21 protein-coding genes are annotated in these 21,425 nt (G+C 71.7%); 16 read left to right on the top strand and 5 right to left on the bottom strand.

Annotated features, from left to right (window positions below):
* A partial coding sequence (locus CG747_RS05740) for a helix-turn-helix domain-containing protein (protein WP_257980243.1) occupies nt 1–177 on the bottom strand: 177 nt, incomplete at its 3' end.
* Nucleotides 178–328: 151 nt separating this feature from the next.
* Here CG747_RS05740 and CG747_RS05735 point away from each other — a divergent pair.
* The 8 genes from CG747_RS05735 to polX all read left to right on the top strand — a co-directional run bounded on the left by CG747_RS05735 (nt 329) and on the right by polX (nt 10,272).
* Complete coding sequence (locus CG747_RS05735) at nt 329–718, top strand: hypothetical protein (RefSeq protein WP_100600493.1); 390 nt, start codon at nt 329–331, stop codon at nt 716–718.
* Between the two features lie 858 nt (nt 719–1,576).
* On the top strand, nt 1,577–2,344 hold the full coding sequence (locus CG747_RS05730; RefSeq protein WP_257980233.1) for a Crp/Fnr family transcriptional regulator: 768 nt from the start codon (nt 1,577–1,579) through the stop codon (nt 2,342–2,344).
* Nucleotides 2,345–2,568: 224 nt separating this feature from the next.
* On the top strand, nt 2,569–3,237 hold the full coding sequence (locus CG747_RS05725; RefSeq protein ID WP_257980232.1) for a hypothetical protein: 669 nt from the start codon (nt 2,569–2,571) through the stop codon (nt 3,235–3,237).
* Nucleotides 3,230–5,461 (top strand): hypothetical protein, encoded by a 2,232-nt coding sequence (locus tag CG747_RS05720; protein ID WP_100600491.1) that lies wholly within the window; start codon nt 3,230–3,232, stop codon nt 5,459–5,461. The genes CG747_RS05725 and CG747_RS05720 overlap by 8 nt, the downstream gene beginning before the upstream one ends.
* Complete coding sequence (locus CG747_RS05715; protein WP_100600490.1) at nt 5,458–6,540, top strand: hypothetical protein; 1,083 nt, start codon at nt 5,458–5,460, stop codon at nt 6,538–6,540. The genes CG747_RS05720 and CG747_RS05715 overlap by 4 nt, the downstream gene beginning before the upstream one ends.
* Nucleotides 6,533–7,867: a DUF4407 domain-containing protein gene (locus tag CG747_RS05710; protein ID WP_100600489.1), complete on the top strand. Its 1,335-nt coding sequence runs from the start codon at nt 6,533–6,535 to the stop codon at nt 7,865–7,867. The genes CG747_RS05715 and CG747_RS05710 overlap by 8 nt, the downstream gene beginning before the upstream one ends.
* Nucleotides 7,868–7,941: 74 nt before the next feature.
* Complete coding sequence (locus CG747_RS05705) at nt 7,942–8,472, top strand: Pycsar system effector family protein (protein ID WP_100600488.1); 531 nt, start codon at nt 7,942–7,944, stop codon at nt 8,470–8,472.
* A gap of 69 nt (nt 8,473–8,541) precedes the next feature.
* Entirely contained in the window at nt 8,542–10,272 is a 1,731-nt protein-coding gene (polX, locus tag CG747_RS05700; protein WP_100600487.1) for a DNA polymerase/3'-5' exonuclease PolX, read from the top strand.
* A 23-nt stretch (nt 10,273–10,295) separates the two neighbouring features.
* On the opposite strand, the gene CG747_RS05695 is transcribed toward polX, so the two are convergent.
* A complete protein-coding gene (locus tag CG747_RS05695; protein ID WP_100600486.1) occupies nt 10,296–10,955 on the bottom strand; it encodes a ScbR family autoregulator-binding transcription factor in 660 nt (219 codons plus the stop codon).
* Between the two features lie 99 nt (nt 10,956–11,054).
* Here CG747_RS05695 and CG747_RS05690 point away from each other — a divergent pair, with 99 nt between their 5' ends.
* The 4 genes from CG747_RS05690 to CG747_RS05675 all read left to right on the top strand — a co-directional run bounded on the left by CG747_RS05690 (nt 11,055) and on the right by CG747_RS05675 (nt 14,636).
* Complete coding sequence (locus CG747_RS05690; protein ID WP_100600485.1) at nt 11,055–11,975, top strand: ScbA/BarX family gamma-butyrolactone biosynthesis protein; 921 nt, start codon at nt 11,055–11,057, stop codon at nt 11,973–11,975.
* A 229-nt stretch (nt 11,976–12,204) separates the two neighbouring features.
* Nucleotides 12,205–12,924 carry an HAD family phosphatase gene (locus CG747_RS05685; RefSeq protein ID WP_100600484.1) on the top strand — a complete coding sequence of 240 codons (720 nt, stop codon included), beginning with the start codon at nt 12,205–12,207 and terminating at the stop codon, nt 12,922–12,924.
* Nucleotides 12,925–13,126: 202 nt separating this feature from the next.
* Entirely contained in the window at nt 13,127–14,083 is a 957-nt protein-coding gene (locus CG747_RS05680; RefSeq protein ID WP_100600483.1) for an aminoglycoside phosphotransferase family protein, read from the top strand.
* A 139-nt stretch (nt 14,084–14,222) separates the two neighbouring features.
* Nucleotides 14,223–14,636, top strand: a complete 414-nt coding sequence (locus tag CG747_RS05675; RefSeq protein WP_100600482.1) for a DUF779 domain-containing protein — start codon at nt 14,223–14,225, stop codon at nt 14,634–14,636.
* 175 nt (nt 14,637–14,811) lie between these two features.
* On the opposite strand, the gene CG747_RS05670 is transcribed toward CG747_RS05675, so the two are convergent.
* The 3 genes from CG747_RS05670 to CG747_RS05660 form a co-directional block, all read right to left on the bottom strand.
* On the bottom strand, nt 14,812–15,759 hold the full coding sequence (locus CG747_RS05670) for a hypothetical protein (RefSeq protein ID WP_100600542.1): 948 nt from the start codon (nt 15,757–15,759) through the stop codon (nt 14,812–14,814).
* A gap of 179 nt (nt 15,760–15,938) precedes the next feature.
* Nucleotides 15,939–16,454: a lytic polysaccharide monooxygenase gene (locus CG747_RS05665; protein ID WP_100600481.1), complete on the bottom strand. Its 516-nt coding sequence runs from the start codon at nt 16,452–16,454 to the stop codon at nt 15,939–15,941.
* Between the two features lie 83 nt (nt 16,455–16,537).
* Nucleotides 16,538–17,581, bottom strand: a complete 1,044-nt coding sequence (locus tag CG747_RS05660; RefSeq protein WP_100600480.1) for a LacI family DNA-binding transcriptional regulator — start codon at nt 17,579–17,581, stop codon at nt 16,538–16,540.
* A gap of 291 nt (nt 17,582–17,872) precedes the next feature.
* On the opposite strand from CG747_RS05660, the gene CG747_RS05655 reads away from it, so the two are divergent.
* The 4 genes from CG747_RS05655 (at nt 17,873) to CG747_RS05640 (ending at nt 21,399) form a co-directional block, all read left to right on the top strand.
* Nucleotides 17,873–18,820, top strand: coding sequence for a nucleoside hydrolase (locus CG747_RS05655; RefSeq protein ID WP_100600479.1), 948 nt, complete (start codon nt 17,873–17,875; stop codon nt 18,818–18,820).
* Nucleotides 18,817–20,253 carry an MFS transporter gene (locus CG747_RS05650; RefSeq protein WP_100600478.1) on the top strand — a complete coding sequence of 479 codons (1,437 nt, stop codon included), beginning with the start codon at nt 18,817–18,819 and terminating at the stop codon, nt 20,251–20,253. Before CG747_RS05655 ends, CG747_RS05650 begins: the two co-directional genes overlap by 4 nt.
* A gap of 166 nt (nt 20,254–20,419) precedes the next feature.
* Nucleotides 20,420–20,836: a DUF2795 domain-containing protein gene (locus CG747_RS05645; protein WP_100600477.1), complete on the top strand. Its 417-nt coding sequence runs from the start codon at nt 20,420–20,422 to the stop codon at nt 20,834–20,836.
* A gap of 80 nt (nt 20,837–20,916) precedes the next feature.
* Complete coding sequence (locus CG747_RS05640) at nt 20,917–21,399, top strand: DUF5709 domain-containing protein (protein ID WP_100600476.1); 483 nt, start codon at nt 20,917–20,919, stop codon at nt 21,397–21,399.
* The last annotated feature ends 26 nt before the right edge of the window (nt 21,400–21,425 follow it).

Here is a 21,425-nt window from a genome sequence, read left to right as displayed (position 1 = left end):
GTCAGCCAAGCCGTCCAGTCGATCGACCAGGAACCGCCGCCGCCACTTACGGACCGTATCCGCAGTCACCCGCAGATCCCGAGCGACTGCGACGATCGGCGGCACCTCCGGCCCCGCACACGCCAACACAATCCGTGCCCGCAAAGCCAACGCCTGAGCCGACGTCGCCCGCCGCATCCACCGCTCCAACACCGCCCGCTCCTCATCACAGAGCAGCAACGGCTCCAGCTTCGGACCCCGACGAGGAACTGACGCACCACCAGCAGAAGAAGAAGTCACACAACAACTAACGAACAACTACTGGCGCAGGACACTAGGCTCCGGCGCCATGGACTTCCCAGAGATCGCACGCGTCAGCAGCGGCTACGCCGTCGTCCTGGTCTCCCTCTTCACCTTGATCGTCATCGGCTCGCTGCTCGTGGCGCGGGACGCCTTGCTCTCCGACTACCCGCCCGCGATCAAGGAGCGGTACGGGACGCAGAGCGCCCGCGGCAGACGGACCGCGGCGGTGGCCGGTCTGCTGAACCTGCTGCTCTTCGCTGCCGTTCCGGTGGCCGGAGTACTGGACCTGCACGGCCGGGCCGAGGGGCACTTGTTGAGGAAGCTGTCGTGGACCGTGACGGGCCGGGTCTCGCCGCCGGCCACGCCGTCCGTGGAAATCTCCGTCGAGCCGAAGACGCTGCCGCTTTCATCCGTGAACTGCACGGTGCCGTTGTAGTCCGCACGGCTCCGGGAGTTGCCGTTGTGCACGCTCAGCTTGGCCTCCAGGGTGCCGGCCGACACGTCGACGTTGCAGTCGGTGATGGTGATGTCCACCTCCGGCTGGGTGTGCGTCCCGGGCGGCGGCGAGGCGCTGGGAACCGGGACGGGCAGCCGGGGCTTCACGCCGAAGGCGCAGCCGTCGACACCGGTCAGGGCGACGACCACCAGCCCGCAGACGGCCAGGGCATGGACATGGGCATGGACATGGCGACGATTCACGTCGCTCCCCCGAGATTGCTGAACGAGATGAGGCCGAGGCGTGCGTGTGCGCCCGCATGACGGCCGCTGCACGACCGGGTACGCCCTCGGTCTACTTGGCAGGCGCACGCCAGGCTAACAAGCGGGGTGCCGCCCCCGGATCCCGACCCGACCGAGGGACGGCTCGACGGACAGCCCGGCAGGCGACCCGGCAGACGACCCGACCGCCTGATTCAGCGATGGAGGGGGTGGTTTGCCAACTATGCCGAGATATAAGGCAGTTGATGGCCACCCGTCCGACAGGGACGTCGCGGACGCGGCGCCACCGCCTCGCTCCCCGAGCGGTTGCGGCGCATAATGCTCGCCCTCGCGTTCGAGTGCCCCGTGACGGCAGTTACCGCCTGCGCCGCCGTGATCCTCCTCCGGCGTCTGCGGCGGCCGTTTGCGGATCTTCCATGACGAGTCCGCCGCCACCGGGCGGGTGCCCGGACACGGGGCGGAACGGAATTCAGCCAAAGCCGTTCTTTCGCTTTACGGTTCACCTACCGACGGCAATATAGGAGGACGTGCGCCGAAGCACCGTTGGGCGTGCGCGAACGACATCGCAATGGGGGCAGTGGAGCATGCTGAAGTTACGCACCAGTTCGCGCGGGCCCCGGGCCGGCGAGTCGACACGATGAGGCGCGAGTGGCCGCGCGCCACTTTTCTCGGCCGGCTGGAACCCCAATCCCTGGCCGACGCCCTGGAATTGGGCACCCTGGCCAAATACCCGGCACATCGCACTTTGTTGCATCAAGGCGATGAAAGCAGTCATGTCCTGTTGATCACCCAAGGCGTGGTAAAGGTGGTGACGAGCTCGGCGGACGGCTGCGACATGCTCCTGGCGATTCGCCTGGCCGGCGATCTGGTCGGGGAAATGGCGGCGTTCGAGGGCGAGCCGCGCTCCGGCACCGTCATCGCCTGCGGCGAGGTCACCGCACGGATCGTCCAACGGCGCGCCCTGGAGGCCTTCCTCAGCCGGCACGTGGACGCCATGACCGCGCTGTACCGCATGATGAGCGCCCGCCTGCGCTGGGCGAACCGCCGCCGGCTGGACTTCCGCGCCTACGACGCGTCGACCCGACTGGCCCGGGTGATCGCCGAATTGGCGCAGACGTACGGACAGGCCGCCACCGGTGCCGACGGGCGGCGGTGCGCGCTCGGCGTGACCCTCACCCAGTCGGAATTGGCGTCCCTCGCCGGACTGGCCCTCCCCACCGCGGAGAAGGCGCTCTCCACGCTGTCCCAACGCGGCCTGATCGAGCGCAGCTACCGTCAGATATCGATCAGTGACATTCCGCAGCTGTTGGAATTCGCAAAAATAGAGGCCGAGAACCCGTATTAATACGGGTTCTCTTCTCGCTGCCACTCCTAGCCTTCCCTCACACGCCGCGGAAAGCCCGCGACGTGTGAGGGAGGAATGACCAAGTGGCCGATCAGGCCGGGTACTACCCCTGCACGTGCATTGCCCTGGACGTCCAGTCGTACGGAGGGAACAACGACCGCCGGCAATCCGAAATCCAGCACGATCTCCCCCGGCTCCTTTCCCGGGCCGCCCACAATGCGGCGTTGGACCGGACCCGTTGGCACATCCAGGCCAAGGGCGACGAACAGCTGGCGATCGCCCCCATGGACGGCTCCGAACCCCGGATCGTGGACGACTACATCCGCCACATCACGGCGGTGCTGTTCGCCTACAACGAGGACCGGGTGCGCAGCGCGCGGATGCGGGTGCGCGCCGCCATCCACCACGGACCGGTGGAGGTCGCCGACAACGGCTTCGCCGGCCGGACCGTGGTCACCACCTGCCGACTGCTCAACTCCGGCCCGCTGCGCGCCGCGCTGACCGCCGCGGACGACGCCGACCTGGTGCTCGCACTGTCCGACACGGTCTACCTCAACACCGTGGCCGGCGGGCACACCACGCTTCCCCGGTCCGCCTTCCGGCGGGTGGACGTCCAGGAGAAGGAATGCGAGGCGACGGCCTGGCTGTGGGTGCCGGGGCACGATCCGGACGACCTCGACCCGGGGGTCGCCGCGCCGGAGGCCGACGGTCCCGGGGACCCGGACGCCGCGGCCCGGACCGGCGCGTCGAACAGCGCGGAACACCCCGCGGCCGGCCGTCCGGGCCCGGGGATCCGCAACAGCTACAAGGGCCGGAACCTCAACGTCAACAACTTCCAGGCTCCCGTGGACCTGCGCGGCGGGGTCGTCGGATTCGGAACCACCGATGGCTGACCACGACCCCGACGGCGCAATGGAGTCGGCAGGCTCCGGAACAGGTGAGGAACCGCCTCGTCAGCCACCGGACGGCGGCGCGCCGGGGCCGGCGGATCCCTCTTCGGACCCCGCCGGTGACGAGGCCGCGCACCCCGCGCCGGGCCACCCGGACCCGGCCGCCCGGGACATGGCGGCCGATCAGCAGGACTACCACGAGCTGACCGGCGCCCTGGGCCATCGGGTCCAGCAGGTCTACAACACCTTCTACGGCCGGGTCGACGCGGCGGAATCGGTGTTCGGCTTCGGCGCCGCCGCCTCCCCGGGGCTGGCGCCCGGCTCGGTCGAACCCGCGGAGATCGACCGGGTACTGGCGCACTACCTGCACCCGGACGCGTACGACGAGACCGCCGGCCGGCTGCAGTCCGGCCACATCCTGGTGCTGACCGGGGAGGAGGGCAGCGGGCGGCGGGCCGGGGCGTTCGCGATGCTGCGGGACCTGCTGGGCGAGGACGCCGCGCTCCGGAGCCTGTCCCCCGCGAACTCGCTGACCCACCTCGCGGCGAAGGGGACCGTCAAACCCGGCAGCGGGTACGTCATCCTCGACTACGCCGGCGAGACCGAGTCCGACGCGGTGCAGGACTACAACCTCAGGAAGCTGCAGGAGGAGTTGCGCCGCCGCGGCTCCTACCTGGTGCTCACCGCCTCGCCGGCCGACCGGCGGCGGTTGGCGCTGAAGGAACACTGCGTGCCCTGGACCCCACCGGACCCGCTGCCGCTCTTCGCGCACTGTGCGGACCGGATGTACGGAGCCGCCTTCCTCGGCCTGCTGCCCGCCGAGACCCTGGACGAACTCCGCGGGCTCGTGGCGGAACTGCGGCGGCCCAGGGACATCGTCCGGGCCGCCCGGCAGCTCGCCGACGGCCCGCAGGCCGCGCTGGAGGACCTGCGGGACAGCGCCAAGCAGACCGTCCGGGACTGGTTCCAGACCGGGCCCGCGCCCGAGGACCTGCTCCCGATCGCGGCCCTGGCCTTCGCCGAGGGGCTTCCCGAGCGCACCTTCGAGGAGCTGGTGGTGCTGCTCGACGACCATGTGCGCAACGGGGACCGGCCACCCGGCGAGCCGGTGTCCGACGAGGACGCCTTCCCGGCCACCCGGCCGCCCCTGCGGCAGAGCCGGGCCGCGTGGAACACCCGCGCGCCCGGGATCGCCGGTCCGGTGCACCGCGGCGACCGGTGCCGCAGCGAGCGGACCCTCGTCTTCGCCTCGCCGCGGGTGCGGGGGCTGGTGATCGGCGAACTGTACGCGCTGTACGGCTACGAGCTCTGGTATCCGCTGCGGCGCTGGCTCCACCAGCTGGCCCTGGACGGCGGCCCCCGGGTCCGGGAGGAGGTGGCGCGGGGCGTCGCGCTGCTGGCCCGGCACGCCCTGCCGGAGGTCGAGGAGAACCTCCTCCCCTCCTGGTCGGACGGGCTCAGCAGCCAGCGGCTGACGGCGGCCTTCGTCCTGCAGTTCATGTGCGACGACGAGCGCCTGGCATCGCAGGCACTCGCCACCGCCCTCGGCTGGTCGAAGTCGGGCAGCGGACAGTTGCGTGCCATCACGGCGGCGATGGCCTTCGCGGGCGAGGCCGGTGCCCTCTACCGGATGGACGCGCTCAACTGCCTGTGGGGGATGACCGTCCGCGGCCAGCGGGTGGCGGCCGCGGCACGCCGTTCGCTGGTCCTGCTCCTCGCCACGGCCGCGGCCGAAACGGAGGCCGAGCGCGCGGAGTTCACCCTCCGCTACCTCCGCACCCAACTCGCCCACGCCCGGGAACTCAGGGACCGGGCCGCGGCCCTCGAATCCGTCCTGCAGGTCCTCGAAGCGGAAGGGCTGACCCCGGGGGTGCCGCTGACCGCGGAACTGCTCCGGCGGCACCCGCGGACCGCCCGGCACCTGGGCTCCCTCTGGAGCACCGTACTGCTCAGCGTGCGCCGCGCACGTGCCGTGACCGCACTGGTCCGCACGCTGGCCGCGCTGCGCGACGTCCCGTCCGCCACCGGCTCGGTGCGCGAGCTGGGCGAGGCGATGCGCGGCGCCCTGGACCGCCGGCAGTGGCAGGGGCTACAGGCCAACATGTCGGTGGCGGTGCGCCACCCGGACTACGCGGTTCCTGGTACCCAGCACCTCGTACAGGTCCTCCTCGGAAACCTGCGACGCCACGGATCCACCCGTAACTCCCTTTCCCTCCAAGGAGGATGACGACAGTGCACGAGAACTATCCGATCGTGGCGGAGCAGATGCTGGAGACCGTGCAGCGCGGCTGGTGGCCACGCCGCCGGCAGCGCGCCGACGTGCCGCCCCTGCCGCCCGGCGCGGTCTACGTCTTCCGGGTCGGCGGTCAGTACCGCGAATACCCGGAGGGGATGACCTTCGACCCGTCGCACCCCGACGTGGTGGACGCCTCGTCGGTGAGCCTGGTGGACACCAGGGCCCGGCTGGTCGAGGCGGAGCGGGTCGTCCCCTCGGTGAGCGAGGCCGACACCTTCACCATCCGGGCGTCCTTCACCTGCCAGGTCACGGACGCCGCCACCGTCGCCCGCCAGGGCATCGACGATGTCACGGTCCCCCTCCGCTCGTACCTTGCGGGGGACAGCGAGCTGTCGCGTGCCAGCGCCGCCCACCGCATCGAGGAGGTCAACGCGGTCCGCGACGAGGCGACCCGCCGGATGACCGCGTACACCACGATCGTCACGCCGCGGATCGCCGGGATGACCGTGGAGTTCGTCGGCATCGAGGTGCTCACGCCGGAGGACCTGCGGACCTGGGAGCAGAAGCTGCGGGACGAGCGCCGGGGCCAGGAACTCCTCCGCGGACAGCACGAGTTCGAGTCCCAGTCGGTGCAGCGGCTGGCGGAGCTGATCCAGCAGGGCGGCGAGTACGTGGACGCGCTCGGGGTGACCCGCAACGTCATCGACGTCGCCGCGATCGCCGAGCGCACGCACCGGCGGGAGGACGACGACCGGTCGCACCGCCGGCAGGCCGCCGCGCAGGCCGGCGCCCTGACGCACGAGCGCGAGCGAGAACAGCGCGCGCTCCACGCCGATCTGCTGCGCACCCTGGTGTCGCACATGGGCCGGGCCGAACACTTCGTGGACTACCAGCAGGTGCTGCAGCAGTTGATGGAGCAGGGCACCGTCCCGGCCGCCGGCCCCGCCGCCCCGGCCGTGGAGTCCGCCCCGGCGGACCGCGCCAACGGCTCCCCCGCGAAGCTGACCGGCCGCAACGGCCAGGGGCCCGGCCCGCACTACATCAAGGACGAGGACGACCTCCTTGACTGACTATCTCAAGCTGCCCGAGGGGTACGGCAAGCCACCGGAGCAGGCCCCTCCCACGGGCTTCGATCCGGCCCGCCGGCTGCGGTCCCTGACCGGCGTGGACGAGAACCTGCTCGCCTGGGTCTGGTACGAGCGCAGCAAGTACACCGCACTGGGCGGCGTGGTACTCGGTACCTCCGTCATCGCGGCGTTCTCCATGTGGAACTTCGCGAACGAGGCCATCGGTGACACGTCGGTGCTTTCGCTGGTCCCCGCCGTGGTCTGGATGCTGTTCGTGCTCAATCTCGACCGCTGGCTGATCGCCCCGCAACCGAACGCCAAGCGACGGGTGACCCCGCTGGTGACACGCCTGCTGGTGGCCGTGCTGCTGGGCACGGTCATCGCCGAACCGCTGGTGCTGCGGATCTTCCAGACCGCGGTCGAGGAGCGGATCCAGGACGAACGGCACGGCGACGTGGACCGGCTGCGGAGCAACCTGCTGCGCTGCAACCCCGACCCCTCGCAGGGTTCCGGTGACCGGGGGCGGCCGGGCGACTGCGACAGCTACCTGCTGTCGTTCGGCGCGACGCCCGGAGGGCAGTCCGCCGAGCTGGACGCGCTGCGCCAGGACGCCGCCGAGCTGCAGAAGCGGGTCGACCGGGACACCAAGCTGCTCGAATCCCTGGATGCGGACGTCCGGGACGAGTGCCGTCAGCTGATCCGCAACGCCGGCACCGGACTGCTGGAGCGGACCTCGGAGTGCCGGCGGCTGCGGGTGAAGGCGGCCGACTACCGCGCCACGCACCACACCGCGGCCGACGAGCGCCGGCTGGCGCAGCTGAACGACCGGATCGGCCAGGACGGCAGCCGGCTGACCCGCTCCCGCGGCGCCTTCCTGACCGCCCGGGACAAGGAGATCGCCCACCGCGTGGCCCAGGAACGGGCGAAGCAGAAGGGCATCGGCGTACTGGAGCGGATGGCGGCCCTGGAGCAGCTCACCCGGGACGACTCGACGCTGTTCACCGGTGTCTGGCTGGTCCGGCTGCTGTTCGTGCTCATCGACGTGCTGCCGGTGCTGGTCAAGTTCCTCGGCCAGGAGAGCAGTTACGACCGGTTGCTGTCGTCGCGCAGCAACAGCGCGGTCAAGGTGCACGACGCGGCCGTGCGCGCCGTGGAGCGCAAGTCGCTGGCGGAGCTGGAGATCGCCCAGGAGGAGTGCGAGCAGTACGTGCGGCGCCGCAAGGCCGAACTGGACGCCGCCCGCCGCGAGCACGTGGCGGAGATGGACATCCGGGTCAGCCAGGCGGTCGACGCCCTGGAGGGCGAGCTGCGGCGCAGGTCGTCCGTCTGATCCGGCCCCTGCCGACCGGAGGGGCTCCCCGGCCACCGACCGGGGAGCCCCCGTTGCACCAGAGAGGAGTCCCGTTGTCCGTTCCGAGCCGGGCCGGTGGTCCACACCGCGACGGCGGCAGTTCCGGGGGTGACGCCCTGGCCCGATTACTGGTGACCGAGACCCGCGAGGAGATGGTCAAGGCGGACCAGAAGGCCGGCTTCCTGCTGTCCGTCCTCGGGCTCGCCGTGACCGCCCTCCTGGGGGCCGTGAGCGCCGGTGCCGTCGCTCCGCTGCGCTTCGGTCTGGTCGCCCAGATGTGCTTCTGGTCCGGTTGTGCGGCGCTGCCGCCGTCGTTGTGCCTGCTGGGCCTGGTCATCGTCCCCCGTACCGCGGCGGCCCGGCGGTACCGCGTGCACTACTTCGGGGACGCCGCCGGCTCCACCTCCGCCCGGCTGAGCTCCGCCGTCCGCCGGACGGATCCCGTGGAGCGGGACGTCAGCCAGTTCGCCGAGCTGTCCCGCGTGGTCGCCACCAAGTACCGCTGGATCCGGCGCGGAATGGTCGCGAGCGCGCTCTTCCTGGTCCTGACGTCACTCGGCGTACTGCTCGGCTCACTGCGCTGAGCGGCCGGGGGTGCCCGCCCCGCGGCCGCTTCACATGCCGCCCCACCCCACCGGGCGCACCCTGGAGACATGGTCCGCGCCAACGAGGAGGTCGAGGCGCTGCTCCAGGAGTACGCCGACCTCATCGCGATCAGTGGTGGTGACGCCTTCAAGGCCCGGGCGTACGAGAAGGCCGCCCGGGCCATCGGGGGGCATCCCGCCGATGTCGCGAAGCTCGACGCGAAGGGGCTGCGGGAGATTCCGCACGTGGGGGCGTCGATCGCGGAGAAGGTGGTGGAGTACCTGCGCTCGGGCCGGGTGGCGGTCATCGAGGAGACCAGGGCGGAGATCCCCGCGGGGGTGCGGCAGCTGATCGCCATCCCCACGCTCGGGCCGAAGAAGGCCATGGTGCTCTACGAGGACCTGGGCATCACCTCGGTGGATCAGCTGCTGGACGCCGTCCACCAGGAGCGGTTGCGGGATCTGAAGGGGTTCGGCGAGAAGACCGAGGAGAACATCCTGCACGGCATCTCGCTGCTCCAGCAGGCGGGCGGCGGACGGATCCTGATCAGCGCCGCGATGGACGTCGCGGAGCAGATCACCGGGGCCCTGTCGGGGATCACCGGGTGTGAGCGGTGCACCTTCGCGGGGTCGCTGCGCCGGATGCGGGAGACGATCGGGGACATCGACGTCCTGGTGGCGGCGGAGCGGTCGGAGCCCTTCATGACGGCGCTGGCGGAGCTCCCGTACACCGCCGAGGTCATCGCGCACGGCCGCAAGAAGACCTCGATCCGCACCACCAAGGGCCTCCAGGTGGATCTGCGGGTGCTGCCGCCGGCCTCCTGGGGCGCGGGGCTCCAGTACTTCACGGGGTCCAAGGGGCACAACATCCGCACCCGCGCGATCGCCGTGCGGAACGGGCTCAAGCTGTCCGAGTACGGCCTGTTCGACAGTGCGAGCGGGGAGTCGGTCGCCTCGGAGACGGAGGAGGAGGTCTACGCCCGGCTCGGGCTGCCGTGGATCGCGCCGCCGCTGCGGGAGGACCGGGGCGAGGTCGCCGCCGGGCTCCGCGGCGAACTGCCCGACCTGGTGGCGGAGGACGACATCAGGGGCGATCTGCACACCCACACCGATCTCACCGACGGTCTGTCCTCGTTGGCGGACATGGTCGCCGCGGCCGCCGCCCGGGGGTACGCGTACTTCGCCGTCACCGACCACGCCCCGAACCTCGCCATGCAGCGGATGACGGACGAGAAGATGCTCGCGCAGCGGGCGGCGGTGCGCGCGCTGGACCGGAAGCACCGCGGTATGCGGCTGCTGCACGGCACCGAACTCAACATCGGTCCGGACGGGGACGTCGACTGGCCCGACGCTTTCCTCGCGGAATTCGACCTCTGCGTGGCCTCGGTGCATTCGCACTTCCAGCAGAGCCGGCAGGCACTCACCCGCCGCCTCGTCCGGGCCTGCGAGAATCCGTACATCGCGATCATCGGGCACCCCACCACACGGTTGATCGGCAAACGCCCGGGAATCGACGCCGACTTCGACGCGGTCTTCGAAGCCTGTGCGCGGACGGGAACCGCACTGGAAATCAACGCCCACCCCGAGCGGTTGGACCTGTGCGACGAGGACATCCTCCGCGCGAAGCGCCACGGCGTGAAATTCGCGGTGAATTCCGATGCCCACGCCACCACGCATCTGCCGTACATGCGCTACGGGGTGGGCACCGCCCAGCGCGGTTGGCTCACCAAGGACGACGTCATCAACACCTGGTCGCTGACCGCGTTGCGGCGCTTCCTGCGCGGCGGCCGCCGGTCGTAGCAAGGGGCCGATCCGCCGCCCGGTCAGGCGGGTTCGGGTGCCGGCCGTACCGCGCGGGCCCGCTGGTGCACCCGGTCCAGCAGTGCCGCCGGGTCCGGTTCGGCCTGGAGGCCGCGGAGCAGCAGCAGCCACAGGTCGCCGAGGTGCTCCTCGATGTTGCGTCGCCCCTCCAGGGCGTCGGAGACGGTGTGCAGACCGAAGAACGCGCAGACCACGCTGTGTCCGGTGGCTGCCGGCGGCACTCCGACGGCGAGTTCACCGTTGCGGGCGGCCTCCTCCAGCAGCTGGGTGACGGCTTCGATCCACCCCAGGAACGGTGCCGGGAGTTGGGTCTCGATGGCTTTGCGCTCCGCCCAGAGGCGGGCCCCGGCCCGGACCACGATGTCGTCGCGGAACGACCGCGCCACCTCGAAGCTCAACCCGACGAGTTTCTCCAGTGCGGGCACACCGGGCTGTCGGTAACGGCTGATCAGTTGCGGCCAGGTGGCGAAGTGCTCCTCGACGATGGCGAGGGCGAGCTTCTCCTTGCTGGCGTAGTGGAAATAGATCGCGCCGCTGGTACGGCCGGAATGCGCGCTGATATCGCTGATGCTCGTGCCGGCATAGCCCCGTTCATCGAACAAGGTTGCGGCCGCTTCCAGAAGGAACCTGCGTGTGGTCTTCGCCCGGATCTGCACGTACACCTCAGATGTCGTTCTCGTGCCACCTGGAAGGAATCTACCGCGCCCGAGCGCTTCCAATTCACGGGTGCGCGTGTTCGAATTTCGATATTCCCTGGTCATATGAATACGCCATCTGTCGACCCGGCCGGCGAAAGTGGGCCGCTCAGCTGGTCCCGTACCGTCGAGCGGGAGTTGGTACACCGGACCTCCGTGGCCGAGGTCCTCCTCACGGACGTCCGGCGGACGACCGCGCCGGACGTCTTCGAGGCGGCGGCGTCCTGGCCTCGGGCCCATACAACGTTCCCCCGCGACGGATCGCAGCGCCACAGCCCGCTGGTCCTGGTGGAGACCCTGCGCCAGCTCGGGCTGTACGTCCCGCTGCGGTTCCACGGGGTTCCGGCGACGCGCCACGCGATCATCACCGACCTGTATTTCCGCCTGTTCCCGGAGAGCGAGCCGCCGGCCGGGCCCGGCGCGACCGAGGTCACCTGCCGCGCCCGGGTGAGCGGCGTCCGGCAGGCGCCGGACGGGACCCCCGGCGGCCTGCGGCTGGACGTCTCGTTCGCCGCCCGTGGGGCGGTGTTCGGGGAGGGCGGCGGCGGGGTGCGGTTCGTGGACGGGGCGGGTTACGCGGCGCTGCGGACCCGGGGTGCGGCCGGTGCGCCGACGGCCGTACCCCGGACGGCGGCACGCCGCCCGGACGCCCGCGCGCTGACGGTCAACCACCCCCAGGACGCGGTCCTGGCCGAGGACGGGGACGGACTGCTGGTGGCGCCGGCCGACCCGCTGCACCCGTTCCTCTTCGACCACCCCACCGACCACGTGCCCGGGATGGTGCTCCTGGAGGCCGCGCGACAGGCGGTCGCGTACCGCAGTGGGGGCGCGCTGGCCAGGCCGTGCGCCGGGCGGCTGCGGGCGGCGCGGTTCACCGAACTCGCGCCGCCCGCACGCGTGCTGTGCACCCCGTACCACTCGATGTGCGTGTTCCGTGTCGTCCAGGGCGGCACACCAACGGCCTACGGCACCTTCGGTTACCCATAGACCATAAAATATGGACATTTAACGACCTATTGACCCTTCCGCGTCGCCGTCCGTAACGTAACGATCGTTATTTTCCGACGCCGAGCGCGCCCAGGTCTCCCCTGTCCGGGAGCGGCCCTCCGCCGGGAACCCCTCAGCCCGCTGCCGCGGCCGCGCACCGACACCGTCACGCCTTCGCGCCGACCGGTCACGTCGCCGCCCTCCGGGCCCATCGGAAACGGAACCTCGGATGACAGCACACCGCATCCTTTCCTGGACCCCAGCCGCCGTGGTCTTCGACTGCGACGGCACGTTGATGGACACCGAACGCCACTGGGTGGACGCCCGTGACGCGGTGCTGCGCGAGTACGGCCACACCCCGGCGCCGGGCTTCTCGGAGCAGGCCCGGGGGCTGCACTACACCGCGTGCGGCCGGCTGATGGCCGATTCCGTCGGCCGCCCCGAACTGACCGACGAACTCACCACATCGCTGCTCGACCGCTTCCGCCGGCTCGTCGCGGCGCATCCGACGACCATGCCCGGCGCCCCCGAACTGGTGCGCTCGGCCGCCCGGTTCGCCCCGCTGGCGGTGGCCAGCAACTGCCCGCTGGAGGTCGTCGAGTCCTGCCTCGACGTGGCGGGGCTGCGGCGGTACTTCGACCACATCGTGGTGCCCGACGCCGCCACCAGACCCAAGCCCCATCCGGACGTGTACCTCACCGCGGCCCGGCTCTGCGGGGTCGAACCGGCCAGGGCGCTGGCCGTCGAGGACTCCACCTGCGGCGTCCAGGCCGCCGCGGCGGCGGGACTGCGGGTGATCGGCGTGGGCCCCCGGCCCTCCGCGCAGGAGACCGCGCTGGCCGACTGGTGGGTGCGCTCCCTGGAGGAACCGGCGGTACAGGGCTGGGCGGGGGCCCGCATCCCCGCCCAGGACTCCGGGCCCGGCTCCACCGGGCACGGCAGACCGTAACTCCCGCCCGGCGCGGGTCCGTTCCGCCGCCGCGCCGCACGGTGGCCGCGGCGGCGGGCCCGGCCGGGCCACCGGATGCCCCGCGGCCGGCCGCGTTAGGCTGGACGCATGCTTTGACGCCTGCCCGTCGCCCGGGCACCCCCGCCACCTCCTTCGTTCCCGCACCGCATCCCGGATCCGGATCCACGAAGGAGATTCCCTGATGACCACGTCGGCCCTGATCGACGTCCCCGAAGCATTCGCGACGTCCTACGGTGCGCACGGCGCCGCGGAACGGGCCTGGCTCGCCACACTGCCCGCACTGGGCGCGGAGTTCCTCGACCGCTGGGCACTACGGCCGGACGGCCCCACCCGGTACGGCATGGCCTCGCTCGTCCTGCCGGTGCGGCGGGCGGACGGGACCCCGGCCGCGCTCAAGCTCCAGCAGTTGCGGGAGGAGACCGCCGGCGCCACGGCGGGCCTGCGGGCCTGGGAGGGCAACGGCATCGTGCGGCTGCTCGACCACGACGCGGCGTCCGCCACCCAGTTGCTGGAACGGCTGGACGCCGGGCGACCGCTGTCGGCGGTGCGCGACGACACCGAGGCGCTGTGGATCCTGGCCGAGCTGATGGCGCGGCTGGTGGCGGTGCCCGCCCCGGCGGGTCTGCGCCGGCTCTCGGACCTCGCCGCCGCCATGCTCGACCAGACCCCGCAGGCCGTCCCGGCGCTGCGCGATCCGGCCGAGCGGATGCTGGTGCACACCTGCGCGGCCGCCGTGGCCGACCTGCTCGGCGAGGCCGGGGACCGGCTGCTGCACTGGGACCTGCACTACGACAACGTGCTGGCCGGGCGGCGTGAGCCCTGGCTGGCCATCGACCCGGAGCCGCTGGCCGGCGACCCCGGGTTCGAGCTGCTGCCCGCCCTGCACAACCGCTGGGACGACGTGGTGGCCACCGGTGACGTGCGGCGGGCGGTGCTGCGCCGCTTCGACCTGCTGACCGAGGTGGTCGGCCTGGACCGGGAGCGGGCCGCGGGCTGGACGCTGGGCCGGGTCCTGCAGAACGCCCTGTGGGAGGTCGAGGACGGCGGATCCGCCCTGGATCCGTCCCAAGTCGCCATCGCCGACGCGCTGCTGGACCACCGGATGCCGGCCGCGGCGGGCCGCCGGCGTCGGGGGTGAGGTGCCGCGGTCGCCCGGGTGCGGCGTGATCCGCCGTATTCCGCGGCCCGGCGGGCTTCTGCCATGCTGCCGGGCGGGGCACTCCCCCGCCCGGCAGGGGAACCGCGCCCGTTGTGACCGGCCGACGAAGGGGCAGCACGTGAACGACACGGACGACCAGGGAACCGGCCTCCCGGAAGGCGCCGCACGGATCGCGCTCACCGGCACCGCCGCCGCGCTGCTGCGGTCGCTGCGCGCGCAGCACGGGCCGCTGATGTTCCACCAGTCCGGCGGTTGCTGCGACGGGAGCGCGCCGATGTGTTATCCGGCCGGGGAGTTCCGTACCGGCGCGTCGGACGTGCTGCTGGAGAAGCTGGTGGTGGACGGCGTGCCCGAGCCGGTGGGCTTCTGGATGTCGGCGGACCAGTTCGCCCGCTGGCGGCACACCCATCTCACGGTGGACGTCGTACCGGGGCGGGGCAGCGGCTTCTCACTGGAGGCGCCGGAGGGCGTGCGCTTCCTGATCCGCTCGCGGCTCCTCACGGACGAGGAGCGGGCGCAGCTCGACGGGTGAGGAGGCCGGGGCGCAGGCGCCGGCGGACATGGCGAAGCCCCGCGCACGGGGGAGAGCGCGGGGCCTCACTGTGAGAAACGGGTTGCGGGCGGCCGGGGTTCCCATCCGGCGGAGATTTCGCGGAAAAAATTTCGGACGGGCCGGATCGCGGGCTTCTGCCGGACGCCGGGGGCGGTTACGGCTCGTCCTGCACCAGGCGCTCCAGCATGTCCTGGAACTCCACGTCGACCACCACCCGCAGGCCGTCGCCGTCCGGTTCGCTCAGCGGTGTCATCATCCCGCGGCGCCACCAGTACACCCGGGGGCTGATCGCGCCCGCCGCGTCCTCGTGGCCGGCCGCGGCGAACTGCGCCATGGCCTGGAGGGCCGGGATGACCTGGGCGTCGTGGATGCGGTGGAACGCCAGCTGGTGACGGAAGGGCAGGGCGACCAGGGCGCCGTCCCGGGTGAGGGTGGTGCCCATGAGGCGTTCGACCAGGTCGTCGAGGACGAGCACCCGGCTCGCGGTGAAGAAGGAGTCGCCGAGCAGCACCTCGAACGCCGAGCCGTCGCCGCGGCGCACCGTCTCGTGTCCCTCGACCGGCAGGGCACGGAGGTTGTTCATGGCGCGGATCCGCAGCTCGGCCACGTCCCCGAGGTCGGCGAGGGAGTCCTCGCTGAGCATTTGGACGGCCTCGGGCAGGTCGAGGGCGAGCACCTCGCACAGTCCGGGGGCCGGTTCGCGGCCGTAGTGGAAGGAGTCGGCGGCCGGCAGGGTCTCCTGGGCGACGATCCGGGGGTAGAGACAGGCCCGGATCTCGTCGTGGGAGAGGATCTCCAGCGGCTGCGGGCCGTCCATGGTGCGCAGCACCTTGCCGACGTGGTCGCGGATGAGCGTCGGCCAGCCGCGCTCGCCGCGGCGGTCGCGGTGGCAGACGGCGGCCAGATTGCCGAGGCCGAACTGGCGGCCGGCGGAGTCGGTGACCACTCCGGCGTACGCGGTGACCTCCAGGCCCCGCTCGGCGAACGCCTGCCGGACCTCGGATCTGAAGACGCGGCCCTCCCGCTCGGAGAAGAAGCCGAACTCCTCGTCGCGTGCGAGGTCGCGGGGATCCCGCTTCGGTCCTCGGCGGAACAGACCCATCTCTTCCTCCCGGCTGCGGCCCTCCGCGGCCACCCGCATCGGCCCTTGAATGGGCCGATCGTAACGGGTGCCCCTGACAGCGGCGTCGCCCCGCGTCCTGGGACGGGGCGCGGGGCGACGGCGGGGACGGTGAGCGGAGAAGGGGGAGACGGGGTTGCGGGGACGGTGCGGGGTCGGGTCTAGCCGATGTTGACGTCGATGCAGGCGTAGAAGGCGTTCGCCGTGTCGGCGATGTTCCACACGGCGAGGATCTTCTGCTTGCCCTTGATGTTGTCGAAATCGACGGTGTGGGAGACCTCGGCCGGGGGCTGGGCGCCGTTGCCGTCGATCTCGGCGACCTTCTGGCCGTTGGCGTAGTACTGCCAGTTGCTGGTGGCGTGCCGGGCCGTGAAGCGCCAGGTGAAGGTCTGGCTGCTGTTGATCGGGGTGACCTTCCACGGCTTGGAGTCGTCGTCCAGGTCGGCGAACTGGCTGTTGCCGCCGCTGCAACTCGTCAGCCCCTTGGGCCCTTCGACGCTCTGCGGCTCCCACTTGATGGGGCCGCAGTCGATGGTTCCGGCGGCGCACTGGGCCTGTCGGCTGGGTGGCGAGGAGACGTAGCCGTGGGCACTGGCCGGGCTGACCGGCAGACTGACGACGAGGAGGGGGGCGATGCCGGCGCCTATGGCGAGGGCCAGCCTTCTCTTCTTGTTCATGTCAACCCTTTCGCGTAGGGGGGTGGTTGACGCGAGGGTGTGCCGAGCAATTGGTCTAGACTTAACGCTGTGACCGCGTACGGTCAAGGGGTCGGGCGCACCTCGGTATCCGACCCGCCCGGTGCGCTGGACGCCCGTACCACCAATTCCGGGGCGAGCCGGACGGTACGGACCGGGCGGCGGGGCCCGGGGACGGGTGTCGCGGCGGGGCCGCGGACGAGCAACCGGGCGGCCTCGGCGGCCAGTTCGGCCACCGGTTGGCGGACGGTGGTGAGGGCCGGATCGGCCAGGCCCGCCAGCGGGACGTCGTCGAAGCCGGTGACCGCGACCTCGCCGGGGACGTCGGCGCCGAGTTGCCGCAGGCGCTGGAGGGCACCGGCCGCGATCAGATCGTTGGCGCAGACCACGGCGTCCGGCCGGGCGGGCCAGATCCGGTCGACGGCGGCCCGGCCCCACTCCACGGAGAAGTCGCCGAGCACCGCGCGTTCCGGGGCGGTCGGGTCGAGGGCGGCCGCCCCCGCCGCGTACGCCGCATGCCGTTCGACCGCGGCCGAGGCGGTCCCGGCGGCGCCGATGAAGCAGGGCCGGCGGCGGCCGGTGGCGGCCAAGTGCGCAAGGACCAGGGCCATCCCGGCCGCGTTGTCGACGGCGACCGAATCGGCGACGCCGGGGCCGCAGCCGCGGTCCAGCAGCACCAGCGGCACCTGCGCCGCGGCGGCCGCCACCGCGTCCCGGCTGCGCCGCTCGTCGACCGGGATGAGCAGCAGGGCGTCCACCCGGCGGCCCAGCAGCGCGGCGATCCGGGCGGCCTCGGTCTCCGGGTCGTCGTCGCAGTCGGCGAGCAGGACGGCCCGGCCCCCGGCGTGCAGGGCGTGCTCCAACTCCCGGACGAGGGAGGGGAAGAAGGGGTTGGTGATCTGCGGGAGGACCAGGCCGACGGTGCCGGTGGAGCGGCTGCGCAGCGCGCGGGCGACCTCGTTGGGGCGGTAGCCCAGGCGGTCGGCCGCCGCCCGCACGGCGCGCGCCGTCTCGGCGCCGACCGGGCGGGTGCCAGCCAGGACGCGGGAGACGGTGGCGACGGAGCAGCCCGCCGCCCGGGCGACGTCCCGCAAGGTCACTTCGGCCACGACGGTGTGCCCTTCCACTACGGGACGGCGGCCCTGCGCACCGCGCTGTCCCGGACATCGGCGGCAATCGTTATCACCGCCGGTACACAGGCGTACCAGCTCTGTGGCCTTCGATACCAGCGGGCAGACGGGTCGCCTGCCTCACACTTCGTTGATGATTCATTGACATCTCCTCATAACATGAGCGAAATTTCCGGAGAACGTTTTCCCGAGGTAGTGGCCTGTTGCGGCGCGCCCCTGAGATCGAGTTCACCCCGCTTCACCGTTCCGCAGAGCAAAGGGGCTCTCCCGTTGGCCAGAAAGATCATCCTCGACTGCGACCCGGGGCACGACGACGCGATCGCCATGCTCCTGGCCCACGGCAATCCCGACGTCGAACTGGTCGCCGTGACGACCGTGGTCGGGAACCAGACGCTGGAGAAGGTGACCCGCAACGCGCTGTCGGTGGCGGCGATCGCCGGGATCACCGGTGTGCCGTTCGCCGCGGGCAACCCGCGTCCGCTGGTCCGGTCCATCGAGACCGCCCCCGACATCCACGGCGAGAGCGGCCTGGACGGGCCCGAACTGCCCGAGCCCGCCTTCGAGCTGGACCGCCGGCACGCCGTCGACCTGATCATCGACACCGTGATGTCCCACGAGCCGGGCGAGATCACCATCGTCCCCACGGCCGGGCTGACCAACATCGCCATGGCCGTGCGCAAGGAGCCGCGGATCGCCGAGCGGGTGCGCGAGGTTGTCCTGATGGGCGGCGGCTACCACGAGGGCAACTGGAGCGCGGTCGCCGAGTTCAACATCATCATCGACCCCGAGGCCGCCCACATCGTCTTCAACGAGAAGTGGCCGGTCACCATGGTCGGCCTGGACCTCACCCACCAGGCGCTGGCCACCCCCGAGGTCGAGGCGAAGATCGCCGCGGTCGGCACCGCGCCGTCCCGGTTCGTGCTGGAGCTGCTGGACTTCTTCCGCGAGGCGTACCGCGAGAACCAGGGCTTCGACCACCCGCCGGTGCACGACCCGTGCGCGGTGGCGTACGTCATCGACCCGGACGTGATGACCGTCCGCAAGGCGCCGGTCGACATCGAGCTGCGCGGCGCGCTGACCCTGGGCATGACCGTCACCGACTTCCGGGCGCCGGCGCCGGCCGACTGCCACACCCAGGTCGCGGTCAAGCTCGACCACGAGCGCTTCTGGAACCTCGTGGTGGACGCCCTTGAGCGGATCGGCGAAGGCCGGGCATGAACCTCTCCACCGCACCACGCTCCACCGAGGTTTCCGGTGGCTCCGGCGTCCGGATCGGCGTACTGGTCACCGCGCTGCTGGTGGCGTGTTTCGCCTTCCAGCTCAACGCCAGCATGCTCAGCCCGGCGCTGAAGAACATCGAGGACTCGCTCGGCGCCAGCTCCGCCGAAGTGGGCATGACCCAGACCGCGTTCTTCACCTCCGCGGCGCTGTTCTCGCTCTTCCTGCCCCGGTTGGGCGACGTCCTGGGCCGGCGCCGGGTGCTGGCCGGCATGCTCGCCCTGATGGCCGTCGGCTGTGTGGTCGCCGCGCTGGCGACGAGCATCCCGATGCTGTTCGCCGGGCGGATCATCCAGGGCGTGAGCGGGCCGGTCGTCCCGCTGTGCCTGATCATGCTGCGGGTCGAGGTCCAGGAGCCCAAGAAGTACGGCACCCTGCTGGGCGTGATCACCGCCGTCAACGGCGGTATCGCCGGGGTCGACTCGCTGGCCGGCGGCTACCTCGCCGACCACCACGGCTTCCAGTCGGTCTTCTGGGCGATGGGCGTCGTCGCGGCGCTGGCCACGGCCCTGGTCGCCACCCTGACCCCGGAGTCCAAGGCGCCCACCGCGTCCCGCATGGACTGGCCCGGCGTCGCGCTGCTGGTCGTCTCGGTGGGCGCGCTGCTGATCGCGCTGAACGAGGCGGGCAAGCTGGCCGCCGCCAACTGGGCGATGATCGCCGTACTGGTCGTCCTGGCCGCCGCCGCGTTCGCGCTGTTCTGGCGGACCGAGAACCGCAGCGGGCAGCCGCTGGTCGCCACCCACCACCTCAAGCAGCGGGCCACCTGGTCGCTGCTGCTGACCACGGTGCTGACCATGACCGGCGTGTTCGCGGTGATGAACGGTCTGATCCCGGCCTTCGCCCAGGACGCCCAGGCCGGACTGGGGATGTCCGCCGAGCAGTCCGCGTGGTGGACGCTGTCGCCGTACGCGCTCGCCGGGTTGGCGATGGGGCCGCTGGCCGGCCGGCTGGCCGCGACCTTCGGCTACGGCCGGATCCTGCGGCTGGGCCTCGTCGGAGCCGTGGGGTCGGTGGTGCTGATGCTGCTGACCATGCACAGCCAGTCGCACGTCCTGCTGCTGGTGACCTCGCTGCTGGTGGGCGTCACCTACGCGGGCGTGGCCAACATCGTCCTCAACGGGCTGGGCATCGTCCTCTCCCCCGGTGAGAACCCCGGCTTCCTGCCCGGCCTGAACGCGGGTGCCTTCAACCTCGGCGCGGGGCTGAGCTTCGCGGCGCTGTACGCGGTGAAGACCGCGCTGACGCCCGCCGACCCGGCCTCGGCCGGCGGCTACACCGCCGGCATGATCGCCGGTGTGGTCATCCTGGCGCTCGCCATCGCGACGTCGTTCCTGATCCCGAAGCCGTCCACCGCCGAGGCCGCCGGCTGACGGCCCGGACCGCACACCGACCGCCCGCCGCCCCCGGACACCCGGGAGCGGCGGGCGGTCCCGTATCCGGGCCCGGGGCGGCCGGCGGGTGCCGCGTCCGGACCTCCGCCGTGTTGTCAGGACGGGGGGAAAAGGGAGACTGGAACCGGAGGCAACGGAGGCAGCAATGGTCATGGAACACGGTATGGACAAGACCGGTCCCGCCCGGGACGACATGATGAAGAAGCAGCTTCGGGGCCAGATGACGGTGGACCGTTCGCTGCGCGCGGACGAGAACCGCGAGCTGGAGCCGCCCGGCGAGGACCAGCCGGTGGCGGCGCCGTCGCCGGAGAGCGTCTACCGCGGCGGCACTCCGCACGGCATGTCCGAGCGCGACGTGGGGCTGCGCTCCGAGCTGGCGCAGTACCTCGGCCGCAGCGTCTACCCGGCCGAGCGCAACGACATCCTCCGCACCCTGCGCCGCAACCACGCCCCGGACCGCCTGGTCTCGATGGCCGAACAACTGCCCACCCACCACCGGTACGGCAATGTGCAGGGCATCGCCGAGTCGCTCGGGCTGGGAACCGAGGACCGGCGCTCCTGAGGCCGAGGAGCGCGCGGTGGCGGACAATAGCCATGGAAGGGTACATACCACCCCGCGTGGAGGCGAAGAGGAGGGCGGCAATGTCCGACGACGCCATGGGCGACGAGGTCTACCAGCCGCCCAGATCCGATCCGCAGGACAATCCCAACGACCTCGACATGGAGGACGCCCTGGACGAGCCGGGGCTCGACGAGGCACTGGACACCGGCTACTCGCCGCCGGAGCGCCCGTTCGTGGTGAACCACGAGGGGACCACCGCGCAGGAGCAGCACGACCGCGAGTCGCTGGCCCACCGGCTCTCCATCGAGCTGCCGGACGTCTGCGCGCCGGACGGCGACGGCATCGGGGACCTGCCGGACGGCGCCGGTGAGCCCTACGACGACCAGGTCGGCGAGGAGCGCGCCGGGCGGATCGTCAGCTCCGACGACGGCTTCTGGCGCGGCGGCGGCAGCAACGACATCATCGCCCGCGACGTCGGCGTCGACGGGGGTGCGGCGTCCGCGGAGGAGGCCGCGGTGCACATCGCCCATGACGTGGGCGGGGCGGTCGAGGGCGAGATTTAACGGAGGCTCTCTCCGGTTCGTTGCGG

The sequence above is a fragment of the Streptomyces sp. CB02959 genome (assembly GCF_002803155.1).
Classification (GTDB): Bacteria; Actinomycetota; Actinomycetes; order Streptomycetales; family Streptomycetaceae; genus Streptomyces.
This window is presented reverse-complemented; position numbering and strand designations above follow the sequence as displayed.